Origin of the sequence: Haloterrigena salina JCM 13891 (assembly GCF_000337495.1) — an archaeon.
GTDB classification, from domain to species: Archaea; Halobacteriota; Halobacteria; order Halobacteriales; family Natrialbaceae; genus Haloterrigena; species Haloterrigena salina.
In genome coordinates this window covers 120,403-137,223 of the sequence record NZ_AOIS01000067.1, presented here as the reverse complement: position 1 = coordinate 137,223, position 16,821 = coordinate 120,403, and the positions used below count along the sequence as shown (strand labels likewise).

At 64.3% G+C, this 16,821-nt stretch carries 17 protein-coding genes; 14 read left to right on the top strand and 3 right to left on the bottom strand.

What is annotated here, in order from left to right:
• Nucleotides 1-56 precede the first annotated feature (56 nt).
• Entirely contained in the window at nucleotides 57-383 is a 327-nt protein-coding gene (locus C477_RS21475; RefSeq protein WP_008896679.1) for a HalOD1 output domain-containing protein, read from the bottom strand.
• Nucleotides 384-1,055: 672 nt separating this feature from the next.
• Between C477_RS21475 and C477_RS21470 the strand changes: the two genes are divergently transcribed.
• The 12 genes from C477_RS21470 (at nucleotide 1,056) to C477_RS21415 (ending at nucleotide 13,386) form a co-directional block, all read left to right on the top strand.
• Nucleotides 1,056-1,217: a hypothetical protein gene (locus C477_RS21470; RefSeq protein WP_008896678.1), complete on the top strand. Its 162-nt coding sequence runs from the start codon at nucleotides 1,056-1,058 to the stop codon at nucleotides 1,215-1,217.
• Nucleotides 1,218-1,447: 230 nt separating this feature from the next.
• Entirely contained in the window at nucleotides 1,448-1,840 is a 393-nt protein-coding gene (locus tag C477_RS21465) for a hypothetical protein (protein WP_049914784.1), read from the top strand.
• Between the two features lie 160 nt (nucleotides 1,841-2,000).
• Nucleotides 2,001-3,461 carry an SLC13 family permease gene (locus tag C477_RS21460; RefSeq protein ID WP_008896676.1) on the top strand — a complete coding sequence of 487 codons (1,461 nt, stop codon included), beginning with the start codon at nucleotides 2,001-2,003 and terminating at the stop codon, nucleotides 3,459-3,461.
• A gap of 107 nt (nucleotides 3,462-3,568) precedes the next feature.
• The gene (locus C477_RS21455; protein ID WP_008896675.1) at nucleotides 3,569-4,219 is read left to right on the top strand and encodes a helix-turn-helix domain-containing protein; all 651 of its coding nucleotides are present in this window, start codon (nucleotides 3,569-3,571) and stop codon (nucleotides 4,217-4,219) included.
• A gap of 124 nt (nucleotides 4,220-4,343) precedes the next feature.
• Nucleotides 4,344-6,248, top strand: coding sequence for an ABC transporter substrate-binding protein (locus C477_RS21450; RefSeq protein WP_008896674.1), 1,905 nt, complete (start codon nucleotides 4,344-4,346; stop codon nucleotides 6,246-6,248).
• On the top strand, nucleotides 6,245-6,442 hold the full coding sequence (locus C477_RS21445; RefSeq protein WP_152423374.1) for a hypothetical protein: 198 nt from the start codon (nucleotides 6,245-6,247) through the stop codon (nucleotides 6,440-6,442). The genes C477_RS21450 and C477_RS21445 overlap by 4 nt, the downstream gene beginning before the upstream one ends.
• A complete protein-coding gene (locus tag C477_RS21440) occupies nucleotides 6,439-7,434 on the top strand; it encodes an ABC transporter permease (protein WP_008896672.1) in 996 nt (331 codons plus the stop codon). The genes C477_RS21445 and C477_RS21440 overlap by 4 nt, the downstream gene beginning before the upstream one ends.
• On the top strand, nucleotides 7,431-8,351 hold the full coding sequence (locus tag C477_RS21435; protein ID WP_008896671.1) for an ABC transporter permease: 921 nt from the start codon (nucleotides 7,431-7,433) through the stop codon (nucleotides 8,349-8,351). Before C477_RS21440 ends, C477_RS21435 begins: the two co-directional genes overlap by 4 nt.
• Complete coding sequence (locus C477_RS21430) at nucleotides 8,348-10,453, top strand: dipeptide ABC transporter ATP-binding protein (protein ID WP_008896670.1); 2,106 nt, start codon at nucleotides 8,348-8,350, stop codon at nucleotides 10,451-10,453. The genes C477_RS21435 and C477_RS21430 overlap by 4 nt, the downstream gene beginning before the upstream one ends.
• Nucleotides 10,454-10,458: 5 nt before the next feature.
• A complete protein-coding gene (locus C477_RS21425; protein ID WP_008896669.1) occupies nucleotides 10,459-11,829 on the top strand; it encodes a hemolysin family protein in 1,371 nt (456 codons plus the stop codon).
• A gap of 338 nt (nucleotides 11,830-12,167) precedes the next feature.
• Complete coding sequence (locus tag C477_RS21420) at nucleotides 12,168-12,722, top strand: hypothetical protein (protein ID WP_160168033.1); 555 nt, start codon at nucleotides 12,168-12,170, stop codon at nucleotides 12,720-12,722.
• Between the two features lie 400 nt (nucleotides 12,723-13,122).
• Entirely contained in the window at nucleotides 13,123-13,386 is a 264-nt protein-coding gene (locus C477_RS21415; RefSeq protein ID WP_049914757.1) for a hypothetical protein, read from the top strand.
• A gap of 212 nt (nucleotides 13,387-13,598) precedes the next feature.
• On the opposite strand, the gene C477_RS21405 is transcribed toward C477_RS21415, so the two are convergent.
• On the bottom strand, nucleotides 13,599-15,233 hold the full coding sequence (locus tag C477_RS21405) for a choice-of-anchor D domain-containing protein (RefSeq protein ID WP_008896665.1): 1,635 nt from the start codon (nucleotides 15,231-15,233) through the stop codon (nucleotides 13,599-13,601).
• 355 nt (nucleotides 15,234-15,588) lie between these two features.
• Here C477_RS21405 and C477_RS24265 point away from each other — a divergent pair, with 355 nt between their 5' ends.
• Nucleotides 15,589-15,765: a DUF7331 family protein gene (locus tag C477_RS24265; RefSeq protein WP_008896664.1), complete on the top strand. Its 177-nt coding sequence runs from the start codon at nucleotides 15,589-15,591 to the stop codon at nucleotides 15,763-15,765.
• A gap of 253 nt (nucleotides 15,766-16,018) precedes the next feature.
• On the opposite strand, the gene C477_RS24260 is transcribed toward C477_RS24265, so the two are convergent.
• Nucleotides 16,019-16,183 carry a DUF7331 family protein gene (locus tag C477_RS24260; protein ID WP_008896663.1) on the bottom strand — a complete coding sequence of 55 codons (165 nt, stop codon included), beginning with the start codon at nucleotides 16,181-16,183 and terminating at the stop codon, nucleotides 16,019-16,021.
• A gap of 196 nt (nucleotides 16,184-16,379) precedes the next feature.
• Between C477_RS24260 and C477_RS21400 the strand changes: the two genes are divergently transcribed.
• The gene (locus tag C477_RS21400) at nucleotides 16,380-16,640 is read left to right on the top strand and encodes a DUF7123 family protein (protein WP_008896662.1); all 261 of its coding nucleotides are present in this window, start codon (nucleotides 16,380-16,382) and stop codon (nucleotides 16,638-16,640) included.
• Nucleotides 16,641-16,821: the final 181 nt, after the last annotated feature.

Sequence of the window (16,821 nt, the reverse complement as noted above, 5' to 3'; positions counted from 1 at the left end):
GTAACAGGGGAATCGATCGCGACCGGCGCGACCGGTCGGGAGCGGGCGATCGACGCTTATCCGTAAGCCGGCGGCGACGAGGACCGCCGAAGCGCTAGATCGTCCCGACAGAGAACGCCGTCGACGAAGAGCCGACCGTCGCTGGTGAGCGTCACCTCGTGGTCGGCGATTTCGAACGTGAACTCCCAGCTACCGCCGTCGTGAGCGGCGAGCTCGATCAGGACGGCCGGGTTGATGTACTCGTAAAGCGTGTACTCGACTTCGTCCAGATCGAGGCGATCCGCGGTGGCCAGCGCCTGGACGACATCTACGATGATCTCGTCTTCCGTTCGGCGGGAGGGCGGGTCCCGGTGGGACTGGGACCGCGACCGGCGGTTATCCATCGTCGACGCCCCACTCTGAACGCGCACACACCTGTACGGCGATGCTCGCGCCGACGGCCGACGGGCGTCGAACGGGACGACCCCGACGGACGGATCGCTGGTCGGGGCTCGAGGCGTCGTGTGCGAGAGACTGCCGTACGTTCCGTCCGCATCGACTGAACCGCGACGCTGCGATAGCCGAACACCGGTACGCCACCCGCGTGGAACCCCACCACTGGTCGATCATCGTCACGTATGGTCCGTCCAGCGGACCAATAATAAATAGGCTGTCACTAAACCGACAGAACGGATTTCTGGGGTCCTGTACGGCAGTCCTGATCGAATCGCTGCGTCGATAGTATCGGCGTTCGATACTGTCTGCAGACCCATACCGTGTCGAACCCGACGGTTCGACCTGCGATCGTGACGGCGCCGCGGTGGCACAGACCGCTATCGGGCGACACGAGACCGCCGGCCGAGATTCGCGTTCGAAGCGGTCGGAACCGCAACATCCCCTTATTCTCTATTTTCTCCCGTCGAAACAAACTTCAGGGTAACTCGTTCGACGATCTCCATCGAATTCCGACGAGACTACTTGTATTTCGCTGTGATTTTCCAAGTAGTAAGGTTAATTCATCCGATCTTCGTTCTCTCGTTTCGGGGATGGCTCACAAGGATGATGTAACGCGGGTTATGGCAGTGTGCGAAGAGTGCGGATCCGTCTACGCGGCTCGAGAGTGGCCCGACGGGACGGTTCGCGTCATCGGTCAAGAGGGGTGCTCCTGTGGCGCAACGAGCTTCGAGGTCGCCGACGACTCCGAGGGAGGATCGCCGCCCGATCCCAGCACCGACTGACGACCGCGATCGGGGGCGCGGCACGGATCGAACCGCCATCGGGCCCGGTAGTCGTCGTATCGGCCGCATACTGTTGTGGGGGACCGCAGCTGGCCCGTCACCGCCAACGCGACCGTCGCCGACCGACGGCCGCGACCGGGACCGACGCGAGCCGCGTAACGTGGAAGACTTGGTCGTCCAGTCACAACCCTAGCCAAGATGCATTCACACGACCACGCGAGGTGGGGACGGTGATCCTCGACGATTCCGAGCGACCGGCGGCGGAGTACGAGGCGCTGGCCGACGCCCTCGAGGCGTTGCGCGAGGAGGTCGCGACCGAACAGCTCCGGGACTCGCAACTCGAGGGGCTGTTCGACGAGGCGACCACGAGCAACCCCAACATCTGGAACACGGTGACGGCCTTTATCGACGTCGAGGACGGCGAGGCCGTGGTCACCGAGGAGTCGAAGCTCGCGCAGGGGAGTTGGGCGCCCGAGATCGTCGACGGCTGCGACGCCATGCTGACCGTCGATATCACCTACGGCCAGATGCCCGACGAGTTCAAATACACCGTCACGAAGAAGTTAGACGAGAAGATCGAGCAGGCGCGGGCGGAAGCCGAGCGGGCTCGAGACGAGTCGTGACGGCGCGGTAGCGATCGGGGGTCGGCTCCCCGCGACTCGCTGGCGGTGATCGGATCCGCTCCGCCCCGGTAACGACTCGTTTCTATCGGCAACTGTCCTGCACTCGTTCTCGATTGCGCTGTCACCAGATTCTTCACCGGGAACGCCGACGGTGGCGGTAATGGCTGATCGGGACGGCGCGCGGGCAAACACGGGGACGACGCTTCCATCACGGCAATCCCTGGGGCTGCTCGCGGCCGCCGCCATCCTCGCGGTCGGGACGACGGTTCCCCCGCCGGCGGCGGTGACCGTCGCGGGACAACGCGCGCTGGCGGTCTTCGCGTCGGCGCTTGTCCTGTGGCTGACGCGGCCGGTGCCGTACGTCGTCTCGAGCGTCCTCAGTGTCACGTTACTGTTCGCACTGGGGGCGGTCGAGTCGTTCGACGCGGCCGCGACGGGCTTTACGTCGACGCTCGTGTTCTTCCTGCTCCTCCTGTTGTTGCTCGGCGATGCGACGACGAGCGTCGGTCTCGATCGGCGATTGGCGTGCCGACTGCTGACGGCGGAGAGTACGCCGCGGCGCGCGCTGCGTTCCGTCGCCGGGAGCGTCCTCGCGCTGGCGCTGGTGATGCCGTCGGCGATGGCGCGCGCGGTAACGTTCATCCCGATTGTGAAGCGGCTCGCGGCCGCGTTCGGCTCGGGCGACGACGGCTTCGAAACCGGGGCGTTTCTCGTCCTCGGTCACGTCAACCCGATCGCCTCGATGGCGCTGATGACCGGCGGCGGCATGGCGCTGGTCACCTCCGAGATTATCGCGACCTCGGTGCGGCCGATCACCTGGGTCGACTGGGCCGTGTTGATGCTACCGCCGACGATCGCCCTGTACGCGGCAGCGACGCTCTGTGCGGGTCTGTTCGCGGCGGTCGACGGCGAGACGACGCTCGGCGCAACCGCCGGGACGCGACTCGAGGCGGACGGAGAGGGGCCCGCACCCGAGGCCGACGGCGACGACCCGTCCTCGCTGACTCGAGACCAGCGTCTCGTCGGACTCGTCCTTCTCGGCGCCATCGCGGGCTGGATCGGTAGCTCGTTCGTCGGGATTCCCACGGTGCTCCCGGCGGTCGCCGCGGTCGTCGTGCTCTCGCTACCCCAAGTCGGCGTCATCACGGCCGACGATATCGCGGGGGTCAACTGGGGGATCATCTTCCTCGTCGGCGCGATGTTGTCGATTCTCGACGCGCTGGAGACGACCGGCGCCATCGTGGCGATCGTCGACGCCCTCGCGCGGTGGATTCCGTTTGCGGCGCTCGCCCACTGGCAGCTCGTCGCGGTGTTGCTCGGTCTCGCCGTCGGAATTCGAATCCTGTTCTCGACCGGCTCGGCGGCGATCGTGGTCGCGCTCCCGATCGTCCTCGAACTTGCGGCCGTCTTCGACGTCAATCGGCTGTATCTGTCGCTGACCGTCTTGTTGGTCGTCGGCTCGACGACGGTCCTCCCGTTCAACACGACCGCGGTGCTGGTGTCGATGGACCGCGGGCCGCTGTCACATCGTGACGTCGCCTCGTTCGGCCTCGTGACGATGGTGCTCGCCGTCGGCGTCGCCGCCGTTTCGTGGCTCGTCTACTGGCCGTTAGTGGGCTGACAACCGATCGCGATAAGCGTGAGGTATATATGAACGGGTCGGACTCTTCCCCGTAGGGAGGGTCGCCAATTCTACGCATCGAGTTTACGACGGCACCGACGGGCGTGATGGCAAAGCTCCAGCGGGAGCTGGACGACGTCCGGAGCATCGAACTCGACAACGCGTTCTACGTCGAAGACGGCACATGGATCGAATCTCTGACCGTCACGTCGAACGCTGCCTTCGCTCCGGACGCCGTCGCCGAGGAGATTTCCGGCGTATCGCTGTTCTACGACAGCGAGATCCCGACCGCGTCGGACGACCTCGAGATCCGTCGGCTGACGATCCTGGCCACCGAATCGTACCCGTTCATCTTGAGTCTCGTCCTGCGACAGGAAGCGATTCCGAACCGGATCGTCCTTCAGAACGACGATTTCGAGGCCGTAGTGACGACCCGCGACTGGGATCAGTTCCGGGCGATGGCCGACGAGGTCCAGGAGACCCTCGGCGAGTTCGAACTGCTGTCGGTCACCCAGAACGAGGACCCCGGCGAACCACTCGACAGCGGACGATTGACCGAAGTCCTCGTCTCGAAGCTCACCGACGAGCAGTTGGCGGTCCTCGAGACGGCCTACGAGAACGGCTACTTCGACATCCCGCGAGAGACGTCGGCGACGGAACTCGCCGACGAACTCGAGATCGCACAGTCGACGGCGAGCGAACGACTGCGGACCGCGGAGCGAACCCTCCTCGAACTCATCTACGGTCCGCGAGAGTGACGGCGACTCGAGTGTCGCCAGAGCTACATATTGCCGGAAAACAGCCACCCTGACTTAAAGAACGATAGCTATCGACGCCGATAGGGAGTAAACCGAACCTAGTCACTCCGTAACGTGGGGGTGGATGACCAAAGAAAATCATGACAAACCGGGCTCCGAGGGTGGTGCCCGACTCACGCGACGCGGCTACGTTGCCACGGCCGCCGCGGCGCTCGGGACGAGCGTGCTCGCGGGCTGTAGCGGCAGTCGCGGCACCAGCCTCGAGCCGGACGCGCCTGACGGGGTGCCGGAAACGGTCGAGACGCAGTACTGGCGCGAGTGGGAGACGATCGACGCCGACTCGCCGCCGCTTGATTACAGCGCGACGGCGGGCGCGGTGCTCGATCGGTTCCCCGTCGAGTTCTCGAGCGAGGACGACCCGTGGATGCGCGAACACGCGTTGATGGTCAAGCGGGGGCTCGACGATCTCGGGATCGCCGTCGAACTCAACGACCGTCCGCTGAATCAGCTGTACGCCCAGAGCTGGGAAACGCGCGGACTCGAGGCGATAATCTCGATGAGCACGCACGGGCCCGACCCGCAGCGGGGACTCGATCCGAACCCGCTGTTGATGCGCGCAACCGAGGGATCGCTTTCGAACTACGACAATTACTACAACCCCGAGTTACAGGAGGTGCTGACGGAACAGGCCCAGACGACCGATCGCGAGAAGCGCGAGGAACTCGTCGACCGCGCACAGGAACTGTTCGCCGAAGACGTCGGGGCGCTCATCACGCTGTACCCGAACATCATCACGGCGGTGAACACGGAGCGGTGGAGCGGCTACGTCGAAACGCCGGGCAACGGCCCGACGATGGACTCGTTCGTCTGGACGGAGGTCAACCTCCAGCCCGAGACGGACAACCGGACCTACGTCAAGGGCGTCACCACGTCGATGAACTCGCTGAACCTGCCGTGGGCCGCCGGCGGCGCGGAGGCCAATCGACTCACGTTCATCTACGACGGGTTATTCGACGCGACGCCCGATCTGGACGTGGTCCCCGCACTGGCGACCGGCGGCGATTTCGTCGACGATACGACCGTCGAACTCACGCTCCGCGAAGTCGAGTGGCACGACGGCGAGGCGTTCTCCGCCGAGGACGTGAAGTTCACCGTCGAACTCTACGAGGAGTACTCTTCGACGAGCCAGGTGCCGTTCTACGACCCGATCGAGTCCGTCGAGGTACTCGGCGATCACGAGGTCCGGTTCAATCTGTCGAACCCCGACGCCTCGTTCATGACCCAGCGGGTCGTCCGGAGCGTGATCCTCCCGAAACACCGGTGGGAGGACGTCGACAACCCGTCCCAGCACAATCCGGAGGCCCCCGTCGGCACTGGTCCCTTCCAGTTCGAAGACTGGGAGCAGGGCACCCGATTCGAGGCTACGCGCAACGAGGGTCACTGGATGTTCGACGATGACTGGCGGGCCGACGCGCTGGGCGACCAGGCCGAACGCGGCCCCGGCGTCGAGAACGTTATCTGGATCAACGTGAGCAACGTCGACGCGCTGATCGGCTCGCTCCAGAGCGGGTCGATCGACGCCATCGGGACGACGCTCTCGACCCTGCAGGCCGACCGGGCGGCCGACACCGACGGGATCGAGAAGATGTCCGTCGGTAGCTACGCGCCGCTGAACGCGAAGCTCATGTTCTCCTGTCCGCCGATCCGGGACAAGGAGTTTCGCGTCGCGCTGGCGAAGGCGGTCGACTCGGAGGGGTTCGTCGAGGACTTCCTCCACGGCCAGGCGACGGTCCCGTCCGGAGAGAACCTGATCTCGTCGCTCACCCAGTGGCACAACCCCGATACGACCGACTACAGCTACGACGTCGACGAAGCGCGAACCGTCCTCGAGCGAGCGGGCTACACCTGGGACGACGACGGCAACCTTCGGTTCCCCAACGGCGAGGCGTGGGGCGCGTTCGTCGAACGACTCCAGCCCGAGAACACCAACAAACGCCGCACGGAACTCGGCCAGCCCGACTTCTCATGAGCAGCCAGAACCCAATGTACCACACCACCGACCGACGCCCGCGCCCGCCGCGGGACCGGACCCGATTCGAGGCGAACCGACACCCCGACCGCGCCGCCGCTCGAGCCGAGCGCACGTCCCTCGAGTGCGACGACGCGGCCGGTGTAACGACGCTGTCGGCGACCGAGCGCGATACCGCGGGTGAGTGCCGATGAGCAAATTCCAGCGGTTCCTGCTCAAGCGGCTCGCGATTTCGGTCCTGCTGACGCTGATCGCGGTCTCCGTCATCTTCGTCGTCCTGCGGCTGCTGCCGGGGAGCCCCTTCGAGGCGCTCGTCACCTCGGGGAACCTCAATCAGGAACAGATCGACGAGATCCGGGCGATGTACGGCCTCGACCAGTCGATCTGGGTCCAGTACGTCAACTACCTCGGGAGCCTGCTGACCTTCCAGTTCGGCTACTCCATCCTGCGGAGCCAGCCGGTCTGGGACGTCCTCGAGCCGCGGCTGATCAACTCGCTGATCCTGCTGGTGCCCGCGCTGGTGACCACGGCGATCCTGAGTTCGCTCCTGGGGATGTACGCCGGCTGGAACCGCGGGAGCCGCCTCGAGAAGTTCAGCATCGTCTCGACGACGCTGCTGCGCTCGACGCCCGTCTTCATCACGGCGATCTTCTTCATCATCGTCTTCGCGTACAACCTGGAGATCGTCCCCGCGCTCGGAATGCGATCGATCCGGGCGACGCCGGACGGCTACATCGAGACGTTCGCCTCGCTCGACTTCCTCCATCACTACATCCTTCCGTTCACCGTCGCCGTCCTCTACTACAGCGGCGACTTCCTGCTGCTGGCCCGCAACGGCGTCGTCGAGAAGCGCGGCTCGGAGTTCCTCAAGCTCCACCGGGCGAAGGGACTCACCGAGATGGAGCAACTGGCCCGCGCGGGTCGGAACTCGATGCTTCCCATCCTGACCTACTTCACGCTGCGACTAGGGATGATCTTCCAGGGCCTGATCCTGCTCGAGGTGGTCTTCAGCTGGCCCGGTATCGGCCGCGAACTCGTCTTGGCCATCCAGCAACAGGACTACCCGCTGGTCCAGGCCGCGGTCTTCATTATGGCGCTGGCGGTTATCCTGGCGAATCTGCTTGCGGACGTCCTCTACGCGTACTTCGATCCGACCGTCTCGACGAGCGGAGGTGGATCCGCATGAGCACCGAAACGAAACCCAAGGCGGAGTTGTACAAGCGCGTCGACGCACTGTGGACGACCGTCCGCGACCAGTTCGCGTTTCTGCGACGGGACCCGATGGCCTTCGCCGGCATGCTCGTCGTCGGGGCGTTCGTCTTCCTCGGGCTGTTCGGGCCGTACCTGGCCCCCCACGACCCGATCGAACACACCGTTCGCGGCGACGGCGGCTCCGTACTCCGGCTCGCCGCCCCGAGCGTGGACGCGTTCTTCGGAACGACGGCCTACGGGAAGGACGTGCTCAGTCAGTTCCTCGCCGGCGCGCGGCCGACGCTCATCGTTGGCCTGTTCGGCGGGCTGGGAACGGGCGCGCTCGGCTTCACCGTCGGCGTCGTCAGCGGCTACTACGGCGGCTGGGTCGACGAACTCCTGATGCGGCTGACCGACCTGACGTTCTCGCTGCCGTTCATGCCCATGGCGTTGCTGCTGCTGACGTTCATGACGCCGAACATCTGGCTGATTACGGCGATCATCGCCGCCTTCCTCTGGAAGATGCCGGCGCGGGTCGTCCGCTCGGAGGTGCTCTCGGTCCGCGAGCGGACCTTCGTCAAGTCCGCTCGAGCCAGCGGCGCGAGCGACCTGCGGACGATGCTGTACCACGTCGCGCCGAACGTCCTGCCGATCGGGTTCCTCTACACCGCCTACGGCGTCGCCTGGGCGATCGCCGCGCAGGCGAGCCTCGCCTTCCTCGGCTTCGGCGACCCGACGATGACCAGCTGGGGCCGGATGCTCCGGCAGGTGTTCGCGTCGGGCAACATGCGCGTCGCGTGGTGGTGGGTGCTCCCGCCCGCGATCGGTATCGCCGCGATAACCACCTCGGTGTTCCTCATCGGCCGCGCCTACGAGGAAGTCATCAACCCCGAAATCCAGACCGACCAATGACGCTACTCAACGTCGAAAACCTGAAAGTCACGTACGCGACAGACGACGAACCAGTCCACGCCGTCAACGACGTCTCCTTTCGTATCGACGAGGGCGTCAACTACGGCCTCGCCGGCGAGTCCGGCTCCGGGAAGTCCACCGTCGCGGAGGCGCTACTGGGGCTGCTCCCCGGCAACGGCACCGTCGAGAGCGGGACGATCGAGTTCAACGGAACGGACCTCACCTCCCTCTCGGAGGCCGAGCGCCGGGACGTCCTCTGGGAGGACATCGCCTACATCCCCCAGAGCGCGATGGACTCGCTCGATCCCGTGATGTCGACCGGCGACCAGATCGCGCAGGCGATCCACACCCATCGCAACGTCACGGACGCGAAGGCGCGCGACCGCGTCCGCGAACTGTTCGAGATCGTCGGCCTCGACCCCGATCGGATCGACGACTATCCACACGAGTTCTCCGGCGGGATGCGCCAGCGGGTCACCATCGCGATGGCCCTGGCCCTCGAGCCCGACCTCATCATCGCCGACGAGCCGACGACCGGGCTGGACGTTATCGTCCAAGACAAGATCATCGACAAGATCCTCGAGATTCAAGAGCGAATGGACAGCTCGCTACTGCTGATCACCCACGAGATCGGCGTCATCGCCGAGACCTGCGACGAGTTGTCGATCCTCTACGGCGGGAAAGTGATGGAACAGGGCAGCGTCGACAACGTGCTCGTCAACCCGACCAACCCCTACACGATGGGGCTGAAGAACTCCTTCCCGGAGATCGACGAGGAGGACGAGGATCCCGTCGCAATCCCTGGCTCGCCGCCGAACCTGAACCGGGAGCCGACCGCGTGCGTCTTCCGGGACCGGTGTCCGTTCGCTACCGACGAGTGCGGAGAATCCCATCCCGATCTGGTCGACCTCCCCAATCGGAACCACCGCTCGGCCTGCCACCGCGTCAAGGAGGCGGCTCAGCTGCGCCGGGACGCCGTCGAGCCGGAGACGTGGGGCATCCCCGACGAGGGCGACGCCGACTCCAGTCGTGGCGAGGTCATCCTCGAAACCGACGCCCTCGAGAAGCACTACGAGCAGAGCCAGCCGCTGCTGGACAAGCTCCGGGGCGAGGACCCCGACCACGTGAAGGCGGTCGACGGCGTCTCGCTGTCGGTCCGGCGCTCGGAGGTGCTCGGCGTCGCCGGCGAGTCCGGCTGCGGGAAGTCGACGCTCGGCGAGACGATGGCCCTCCTCGAGGAGCCGACCGGCGGCGACCTGACATTCGACGGCGAAACCTACGAGTACTACCGGGACGGCAACCTCCAGGAGTTCCGACGGAAGGTCCAGATCATCTTCCAGGACCCCTTCGACTCGCTGAATCCGCGCCAGACCGTTCGCAAGCTCGTCGGCGAGCCGCTGACGATCCACGACTACCGCACCGACGAGAAGGAACAGGCAATCGTCGAGACGTTAGAGAAGGTCGGACTGACCCCCGCCGAGAAGTTCCTCGATAGCTACCCCCACGAGCTCTCCGGCGGGCAGCGCCAGCGCGTGGCGGTCGCCAAGGCGCTCGTGTTGGATCCCGACTTCCTGATCTGCGACGAGCCGGCGTCGATGCTGGACGTCTCGCTGAAGGTCAACCTTCTGAATCTGCTGCGCGGGCTGGCCGACGCCGAGGACATCGGAATCGTCTACATCTCTCACGACCTCGCGAGCCTGGTTCAGGTCTCGGATCGGCTGGCCATCATGTACCTCGGGCGGATCATCGAGGAGGGCGACGTCGACCGCGTCGCGGCCCAACCCGAACATCCGTACACCGCGTCGCTGCTGTCGGCCGCGCCCGAGAAGGATCCGACCGCGGATCGGACTCGCGTCCTGCTCGACGGCGAGCCGCCGGACCCGGTCGACCTCCCCTCCGGCTGCGCGTTCGCCCCGCGCTGTCCGAAGGCCCAGGAGTCGTGCCGGGAGGCCGAACCGGCCATCGACGAGACCGGCGACGAGCGCCACCGGGCGGCGTGTTACTTCCCGGAGAGCGAGGCCGATCCGACCGCGTCGGAAGCGACCGCACTGGATGACGACGAGTTCCCGGCCTCGGCGAACACCGACTCGGTGGGTGACTGAGTAGTATGTCCGGCCTCGAGGCGACCGCGGTGCTGACCGACATCGTTCGCCCGATAGCCGCATCGGGAGCCGTCGGTCTCGAGCCGTCGACGACCCTCGTGGCCGCCGCCGGCGTCGCGGCGCTGCTGGTGTTGCTGGTCCTGTCGGGGTTTTTCTCCTCGGCGGAAATCGCGATGTTCTCGCTGGCCCACCACCGAATCGAGGCGCTCGTCGAGGATGGGGCGCCCGGCGCCGAGACCGTCCAGGCGCTGAAGGACGATCCCCACCGCCTGCTGGTGACGATCCTCGTCGGGAACAACCTCGTCAACATCGCGATGTCCTCGATCGCGACGGGCCTGTTCGCGATGTACACGAGCCAGGGGCGGGCGATGCTGGCGGCGACGTTCGGCGTGACGGCCGTCGTCCTGCTGTTCGGCGAGAGCGCCCCGAAGTCCTACGCCATCGAGAACACCGAATCGTGGGCGCTCTCGGTCGCTCGCCCGCTCAAATACTCCGAGTACGCGCTGTTCCCACTCGTGGTCACGTTCGACGCGCTGACCCGGGTGGTCAACCGGCTGACCGGCGGCACGGCCGTCGAGGAGTCATACGTCACCCGCGAGGAGATCCGGGAGCTGATCCGGACCGGCGAGAGCGAGGGGGTCATCGAGGCCGACGAACGCGAGATGCTCCAGCGCGTGTTCCGGTTCAATGACACCATCGCGAAGGAGGTGATGACGCCGCGATTGGACGTCACCGCCGTCGCTCGCGAAGCGACCGTCGACGAGGCCGTCGCGAACTGCGTCGAAAGCGGCCACACCCGCCTGCCGGTCTACGACGGCGATCTCGATACCGTCGTCGGGATCGTCGCGCTCGGCGACCTCGTCGGTGATCGCGAGTCGACCGACGACGGCTCGCTCGAGGCCCGCGTCGAGGAGACGCTGCACGTCCCGGAGAGCAAGCAGATCGACGAGTTGTTCCGCGAGATGCGCCGCGAGCGCGTCGAGCAGGTCGTCGTCATCGACGAGTTCGGGACGACGGAGGGGATCGTTACCACCGAGGACATCGTCGAGGCGGTCGTCGGCGAGATCCTCGACACCCAGGAGGCGGAACCGATCGAGACCGTCGACGAGCGAACCGTCCGCGTCGACGGCGAGGTGAACGTCGAGGACGTCAACGACGTCACCGGCGTCGAGTTCCCCGAGGGCGAGGAGTTCGAAACGATCGCCGGCTTCGTCTTCAACCGCGCCGGTCGACTGGTCGAGCCCGGCGAGACGTTCGCCTACGACGGCGCCGAACTGACCGTCGAACGCGTCGACGATACGCGTATCAGACGGGTGCGCATCAGCGAGTCTGGCCCGTCGGTAGCGGACGGTTCCGGTGTCGCCGCCTCGAGCTAGCAGTTGATTTCCTCCGGCACCATGCGGCGGGCACTCTATTCGGTTGCATCGGATGAGACGGTCGCGACCGATCGATACGTCTCACGGAAAACGACCGTCTGTCGACGGCGGACGATAGGGCCGGGGTTCTCGGATCCAGGCCGGGAGCGACGGCTCAGACTCACTGTCGCGTCTGTTCGGGATTTGAACTCTTCGCTCAGAATTGAACCCAAGCTATTCTGACGACGTTTCAGTATCGCACTCGGATATATTCAACTTTACTTGAATTTAATTCGCACATATGGTATCGTTCATGTGAAGAATTATTTCACAAAGCACATTACTACCTGCTTCTCCGCATGAATATGGACTATTCACGAAGGGCGGTATTAGGGATGAGCGCCATCGGTCTCAGCGGGGTCGCGGGATGTCTTAGTAGCGATGAAACTGCTGATAGTAACGGAACTGATGAAACTAGCGGGTCGGCAAATTCGGATGCCGACGACGACGGTATTCTAGATGCGAACGACGACTATCCCAACGACCCCGACTTGAGTCAAAAAGAAACGAAGTCAGATACCCGAAAAATCGAGGAAGACGAATGGATCTATTACGAGTTCGATTTCGATGGCAGCGGGTTCATCGAGTACGATTTCATCGTTCGCGAGGGACCGGAGATCGACGTCATTTTCATGGACGAATCCGAGTACACGTACTTTACTAACGAGGACCGGTTTTCGTACAAGTCGGCACTCAGTGCGTTTGAGAGCGCTGGAACGACAGTCAGCGGCACGGTCACAGAGGGGTCCTACCGCCTACTGTTGGACAATTCGAATCTCGGAGAGGCATCCCCACCAACTAATTTTAGCAACGATGTCGTTACTGTCGAGTTCGACTTAGAGATTGGACGATAGTGTATCAAAATCGCACGCCACCGGCACCATGTAATTGGAGTGAAGTAGAAGTGGACTCGCCGAGGCTTACGCAATACAGATGCCTGCGGAAGCTATGGTCGAACGGACACTGTTTCTGCGTGGAATGGAACCCCTCAGTCGCTACACTCCCTCGAGGATGTTGATAGAACCGTGCTGAATACAAATATATTCAGTACGTCGACAATCACAGTCGAAGCCGAACCGAATCGGTAGGTACAGAGCGTTCGATCCATTCTCTGTCCGAGACCGTTCGGTGGTAGAGACCCGGACGGGACGCTAAATAATTAGCCCTCCTCGGCGACCGTCGATCGTAGTATTGAGCGCCTGGTTCTTCGGTGAGAGGGGTCATTGGTCGAAATGGAACACGGAGGACCCACCGATGGCCGACCACAACGCTACCGATGCGATGTCGAGACGGAACGTACTCAAAGCAACCGGGGGGCTGCTCGCCGGGACGACAACGCTCGCCGGGTCTGGGGTCGCCGAGACCGAGGCGGAACCAGAACCTCAATTCGAGACCCAGGCGGAACCAGAACCCCAATTTGAGACTGAGGCAGAGCCAGAACCTCAATTCGAAATCGAAGACACAAACGAGGAAGTCATTGCCCCCGGAGCGCGTCCTGTATCCGAGGTTACGTACTGACCCAGCGGACCCCGAGGTTCGCCTCGACGGCACCTTCATGGGCCTCGGCGTCATCGTTCGCGAGGGCTCCGCGTCACTTCTCGAGGACTCCAAGGGACTCGTCCGACCCGTCGAGACGGAACGCCTCGATGAACGGACCTACAGAATGTACTTCCACACACGGGACATCCGCTGGCCGTCGAGGGAATCTTGGGGCGTAACGCAGCGGAGATTCAGGCGGGTGAGCGCGCCGTGAACGCCAGATCGGTTAGCGAATCCGCAGATCCGTGGACCGTGATAGTTCCGACTAAGTGATCGTTAACGTACAACTCGTAGGTTCCGGGATTGTCGAATGACTCTGTGAGGATCGTCTGGCGGCTTCCGGTCGCCGCGATCGACAGTTCCCGCTGGTCGACGACGGTATCGTCACGGATGAGCCGCACGGTGTACGTGCCGTCAGCGCCGCCGACGTTGGTGACGCGTACCACGACGTCGACGCTTTCGCCGGCGCTGATCTCCGTGACGCTCACGGCCGCGTCGTCGATGCGGAAGTTCGCCTGTTTGATCCCGGTCGCGAAGTCCAGCAGTCCCGGCGACTCCGTTTCGAAGAAGTAGTGCGTTCGACTCTCGTCTACGAGCGTCGTCGGAAGCTCGACCCACTGGCCGTTTCGATGCGTGTACAGGGCCACGTCGTCCGGAGCCTCGTCTCCGGCCAGTTGATCCTGTCTCACGCGGAAGGTGACGGTGACGTCTTGAAGGTCCTCGTTCGCGATGGTGCTGTCCATCGAGACGAACGCCACCTCCTCCGTTCCGTCGGCGGGCTCGAACGCAGGCGCCCCTTCGAACTGCGCGTCCCGTTTCGTGACGTTGATCGAGAACTCCCCGCCCCGCTCGGGGGTGTACGAGAGTGCGTCGATCGCGACGGTATCGTCTCGAGTGGCCGGCCACGAGATGTTGAGTGACTGCGTCGTGTTCGGCGCCGCGTCGACGACGGATGCGTTCACGTGCGTCCGGTCCGTTTTGATGTGCGACGGCGAGACGCGGGCCACCGTCGGCGTGTTGGTGAGCCACAGGTTTCGCTGTGGCTGCTCGGGGTCGTCGCTCAGGATGTGCATCGTCGCGAACCGCGCCGCCGGTTCCGACTGCGTAAATCGCACGGGAACCTCCCGACTTTGTCCCGGTTCGATCGTGAACGGACTGCTAGCCGCCGGTTCGAAGGCGGCTCGATCGGGACCGACGATTCGCAACGCGTCGACCGTCAGCGGTGTGGTCCCGTCGTTCGTGAGGGTGAACGTCTCCGCAACCGTCTGGTCTGTCACATTCGCGAACCGGAGCTGCTCCCGGTCGACTTCGATGTCCGGTGTGACGCCAGTCCCGATCAGATCGGCGGTCGCGAGCGGTCCGGTAGCCTGCTCGAGCCGAAGCGTCGCGCGATGAGTACCGTCGCGGTCGGGGCTGAAGACGACCGTTACGTGCTCCGTTTCGCCGGGTTCGATCGGCGAGACGGAGTCGTCGGTGACGGTGAAGGCGCCGGCGTCGTCCCCCTCGATCGTCGCGTCAGTCACCGACACGGGATCCGGCCCGATATTGAGGATTGGCACTTCGCGAGTCGCGTTCGATCCGACTGCGATCCGGCCGAAATCCGCCGTCTGGGCGGTACCGAACGCGACGCGTGCAGCGTTCGAACCCGGTTCGAGTGCCTTCGCTTCGCCGGCGCCGGCGAGGCGAGCGGCACCGGAATCGCACGCACACTGCTTCTGTGCGTTCTCGATCGACGGTTCGCTCGGCGCGGCACCGGCTGCATCGTCGGCCGCCCAGACGACGCCGCCGGTCAGCGCACCCGTCACCGAAAGGACGGTGAGACACACCAACAGCCTCCTCGAACGGTCCCCAATGGCTGTGATCATTGTTAACTTGCCCCTTGACCGGGGCTACGATCAGCCGATTATTAGATGAAGGGGTGTGCTCGAGCGATTACAATTCGTTATCGCGGTGACAGTAGCCACGAAAGACGGAATCGGTCGTGGACGCTGTGGGTTGCTGTCGGCGTCTCGAGGCGTGCACCGTGGCCAGAGACGGCTCCGCGCAGCAATGTCTCCGGCGGAAACGTGTGTCCGGGCCGGTAGTGCTAGCTGTCTAGAGCGGGTCGCGAGATCGCGCACTCGGCTATTTAGCTAGGTACGCTTCGGTAACGGAGGTCCATCGTCCAATTGGAGAACGACAATGACCGACACCACCGACACCCGCGACCCCGACGAATTCGTGAGCGAGCCGGTATCGTCGATCCCGGCGACGCACGATGCGATCGAGTTTCGCGACGAGATGCTCGTCTACGACCGCAGAGACCCCGACCGGTGGGTGCAGTCGACGGCGAGCATCTCCCTGGAGGAGTTCCGGTGAGAACCGACGCCGGCGAACGACGTCGACGTCCCCCCACCTGAGCGGCGCCTTCTCGGCACCGATCGGCACGGAGTCGGTCGGAGAAAGCGACATCGTCGACAGTCTGCGCATCACGTGAATAGTCTCGAGAGCCAGCAGGACGGATCGCGAGTGGCATCGGCGTTCGCCAGGCTCTCCGTGGGTATCGGACGATCGGAATACCGGCGGTTTCGGACGTCACAATCGATCGCCGATTCGCTGCGAAAGATGCCGATTACCGAGAGGCCAGGACGGCGTGCGTTGACTGGATCCACGCCCGGTCGTTCTCCGTGTCCTGAATGACGGACACCGATTCGTCATCCATCGTGTACTCGATGTAGCGGTACTGTTCGAAGGGGTCGTGCTCCGCGGCCGAAGCGGTCGAATCGTGTTCGGTCATTGGTGGTCCCTCGTAACTACACGTGGTGCTACGGAGTGGAGCCTCGAGGAATCAGCCGCTTAGTATCCAAACCAGCGGTCGCATCCAGACCCCTAGCTATTGAGCGTGGAGCGGCGAGCGGCAATTGGAATACTAAGGAAGGGTTCCTTCGGAGACGCCAGCCGTCCGATCGTACGCAAACGGGTGACCCGAGATCATGAGCGAATCCGACACGTCCGATCCGACCGCGACCCGGACCGCGGCCGCGCTGAGCGACAAGCAGCGTCGTATCCTTCGATACCTCCGCGAGCAGAGCCAGACGAACACCTACTTCAAGTCCCGTCTCATCGGCGACGACCTGGGTATGAGCGCCAAGGAAGTCGGCGTGAACATGCCGGCGCTCGTCGACGGCGAGTTCGACGTGACCGTCGAGAAGTGGGGCTACTCCAGTTCGACGACGTGGAAGGTGACGACCTGACCGCATCGCACGGCGCACCGGTCACACGCGCCCTCGTTTCTCTCGACGACCGATCCATCTGGGCCCGTATCGGTCGCGCCCAGCGGACAGTGGCGACGAGCCGTCTCGTTTGACGACCGGCTCCCGACGAACGTCCCCGTCGACTCGAGGCGTCCGTTCGCCCCGTCTCCCACCGCCAGCG

Excerpts from the sequence above, each read along its gene's own strand:
- C477_RS21415 (WP_049914757.1), top strand. The coding sequence starts at position 13,123 with ATGGCCGACCACAACGCTACCGATGCGATGTCGAGACGGAACGTACTC.
- C477_RS24265 (WP_008896664.1), top strand. The coding sequence starts at position 15,589 with ATGACCGACACCACCGACACCCGCGACCCCGACGAATTCGTGAGCGAG.
- C477_RS21475 (WP_008896679.1), bottom strand. The coding sequence starts at position 383 with ATGGATAACCGCCGGTCGCGGTCCCAGTCCCACCGGGACCCGCCCTCC.
- C477_RS21400 (WP_008896662.1), top strand. The coding sequence starts at position 16,380 with ATGAGCGAATCCGACACGTCCGATCCGACCGCGACCCGGACCGCGGCC.
- C477_RS21440 (WP_008896672.1), top strand. The coding sequence starts at position 6,439 with ATGAGCAAATTCCAGCGGTTCCTGCTCAAGCGGCTCGCGATTTCGGTC.
- C477_RS21430 (WP_008896670.1), top strand. The coding sequence starts at position 8,348 with ATGACGCTACTCAACGTCGAAAACCTGAAAGTCACGTACGCGACAGAC.
- C477_RS21435 (WP_008896671.1), top strand. The coding sequence starts at position 7,431 with ATGAGCACCGAAACGAAACCCAAGGCGGAGTTGTACAAGCGCGTCGAC.
- C477_RS24260 (WP_008896663.1), bottom strand. The coding sequence starts at position 16,183 with ATGACCGAACACGATTCGACCGCTTCGGCCGCGGAGCACGACCCCTTC.
- C477_RS21420 (WP_160168033.1), top strand. The coding sequence starts at position 12,168 with ATGAATATGGACTATTCACGAAGGGCGGTATTAGGGATGAGCGCCATC.
- C477_RS21460 (WP_008896676.1), top strand. The coding sequence starts at position 2,001 with ATGGCTGATCGGGACGGCGCGCGGGCAAACACGGGGACGACGCTTCCA.
- C477_RS21445 (WP_152423374.1), top strand. The coding sequence starts at position 6,245 with ATGAGCAGCCAGAACCCAATGTACCACACCACCGACCGACGCCCGCGC.
- C477_RS21450 (WP_008896674.1), top strand. The coding sequence starts at position 4,344 with ATGACCAAAGAAAATCATGACAAACCGGGCTCCGAGGGTGGTGCCCGA.
- C477_RS21470 (WP_008896678.1), top strand. The coding sequence starts at position 1,056 with ATGGCAGTGTGCGAAGAGTGCGGATCCGTCTACGCGGCTCGAGAGTGG.
- C477_RS21425 (WP_008896669.1), top strand. The coding sequence starts at position 10,459 with ATGTCCGGCCTCGAGGCGACCGCGGTGCTGACCGACATCGTTCGCCCG.
- C477_RS21455 (WP_008896675.1), top strand. The coding sequence starts at position 3,569 with ATGGCAAAGCTCCAGCGGGAGCTGGACGACGTCCGGAGCATCGAACTC.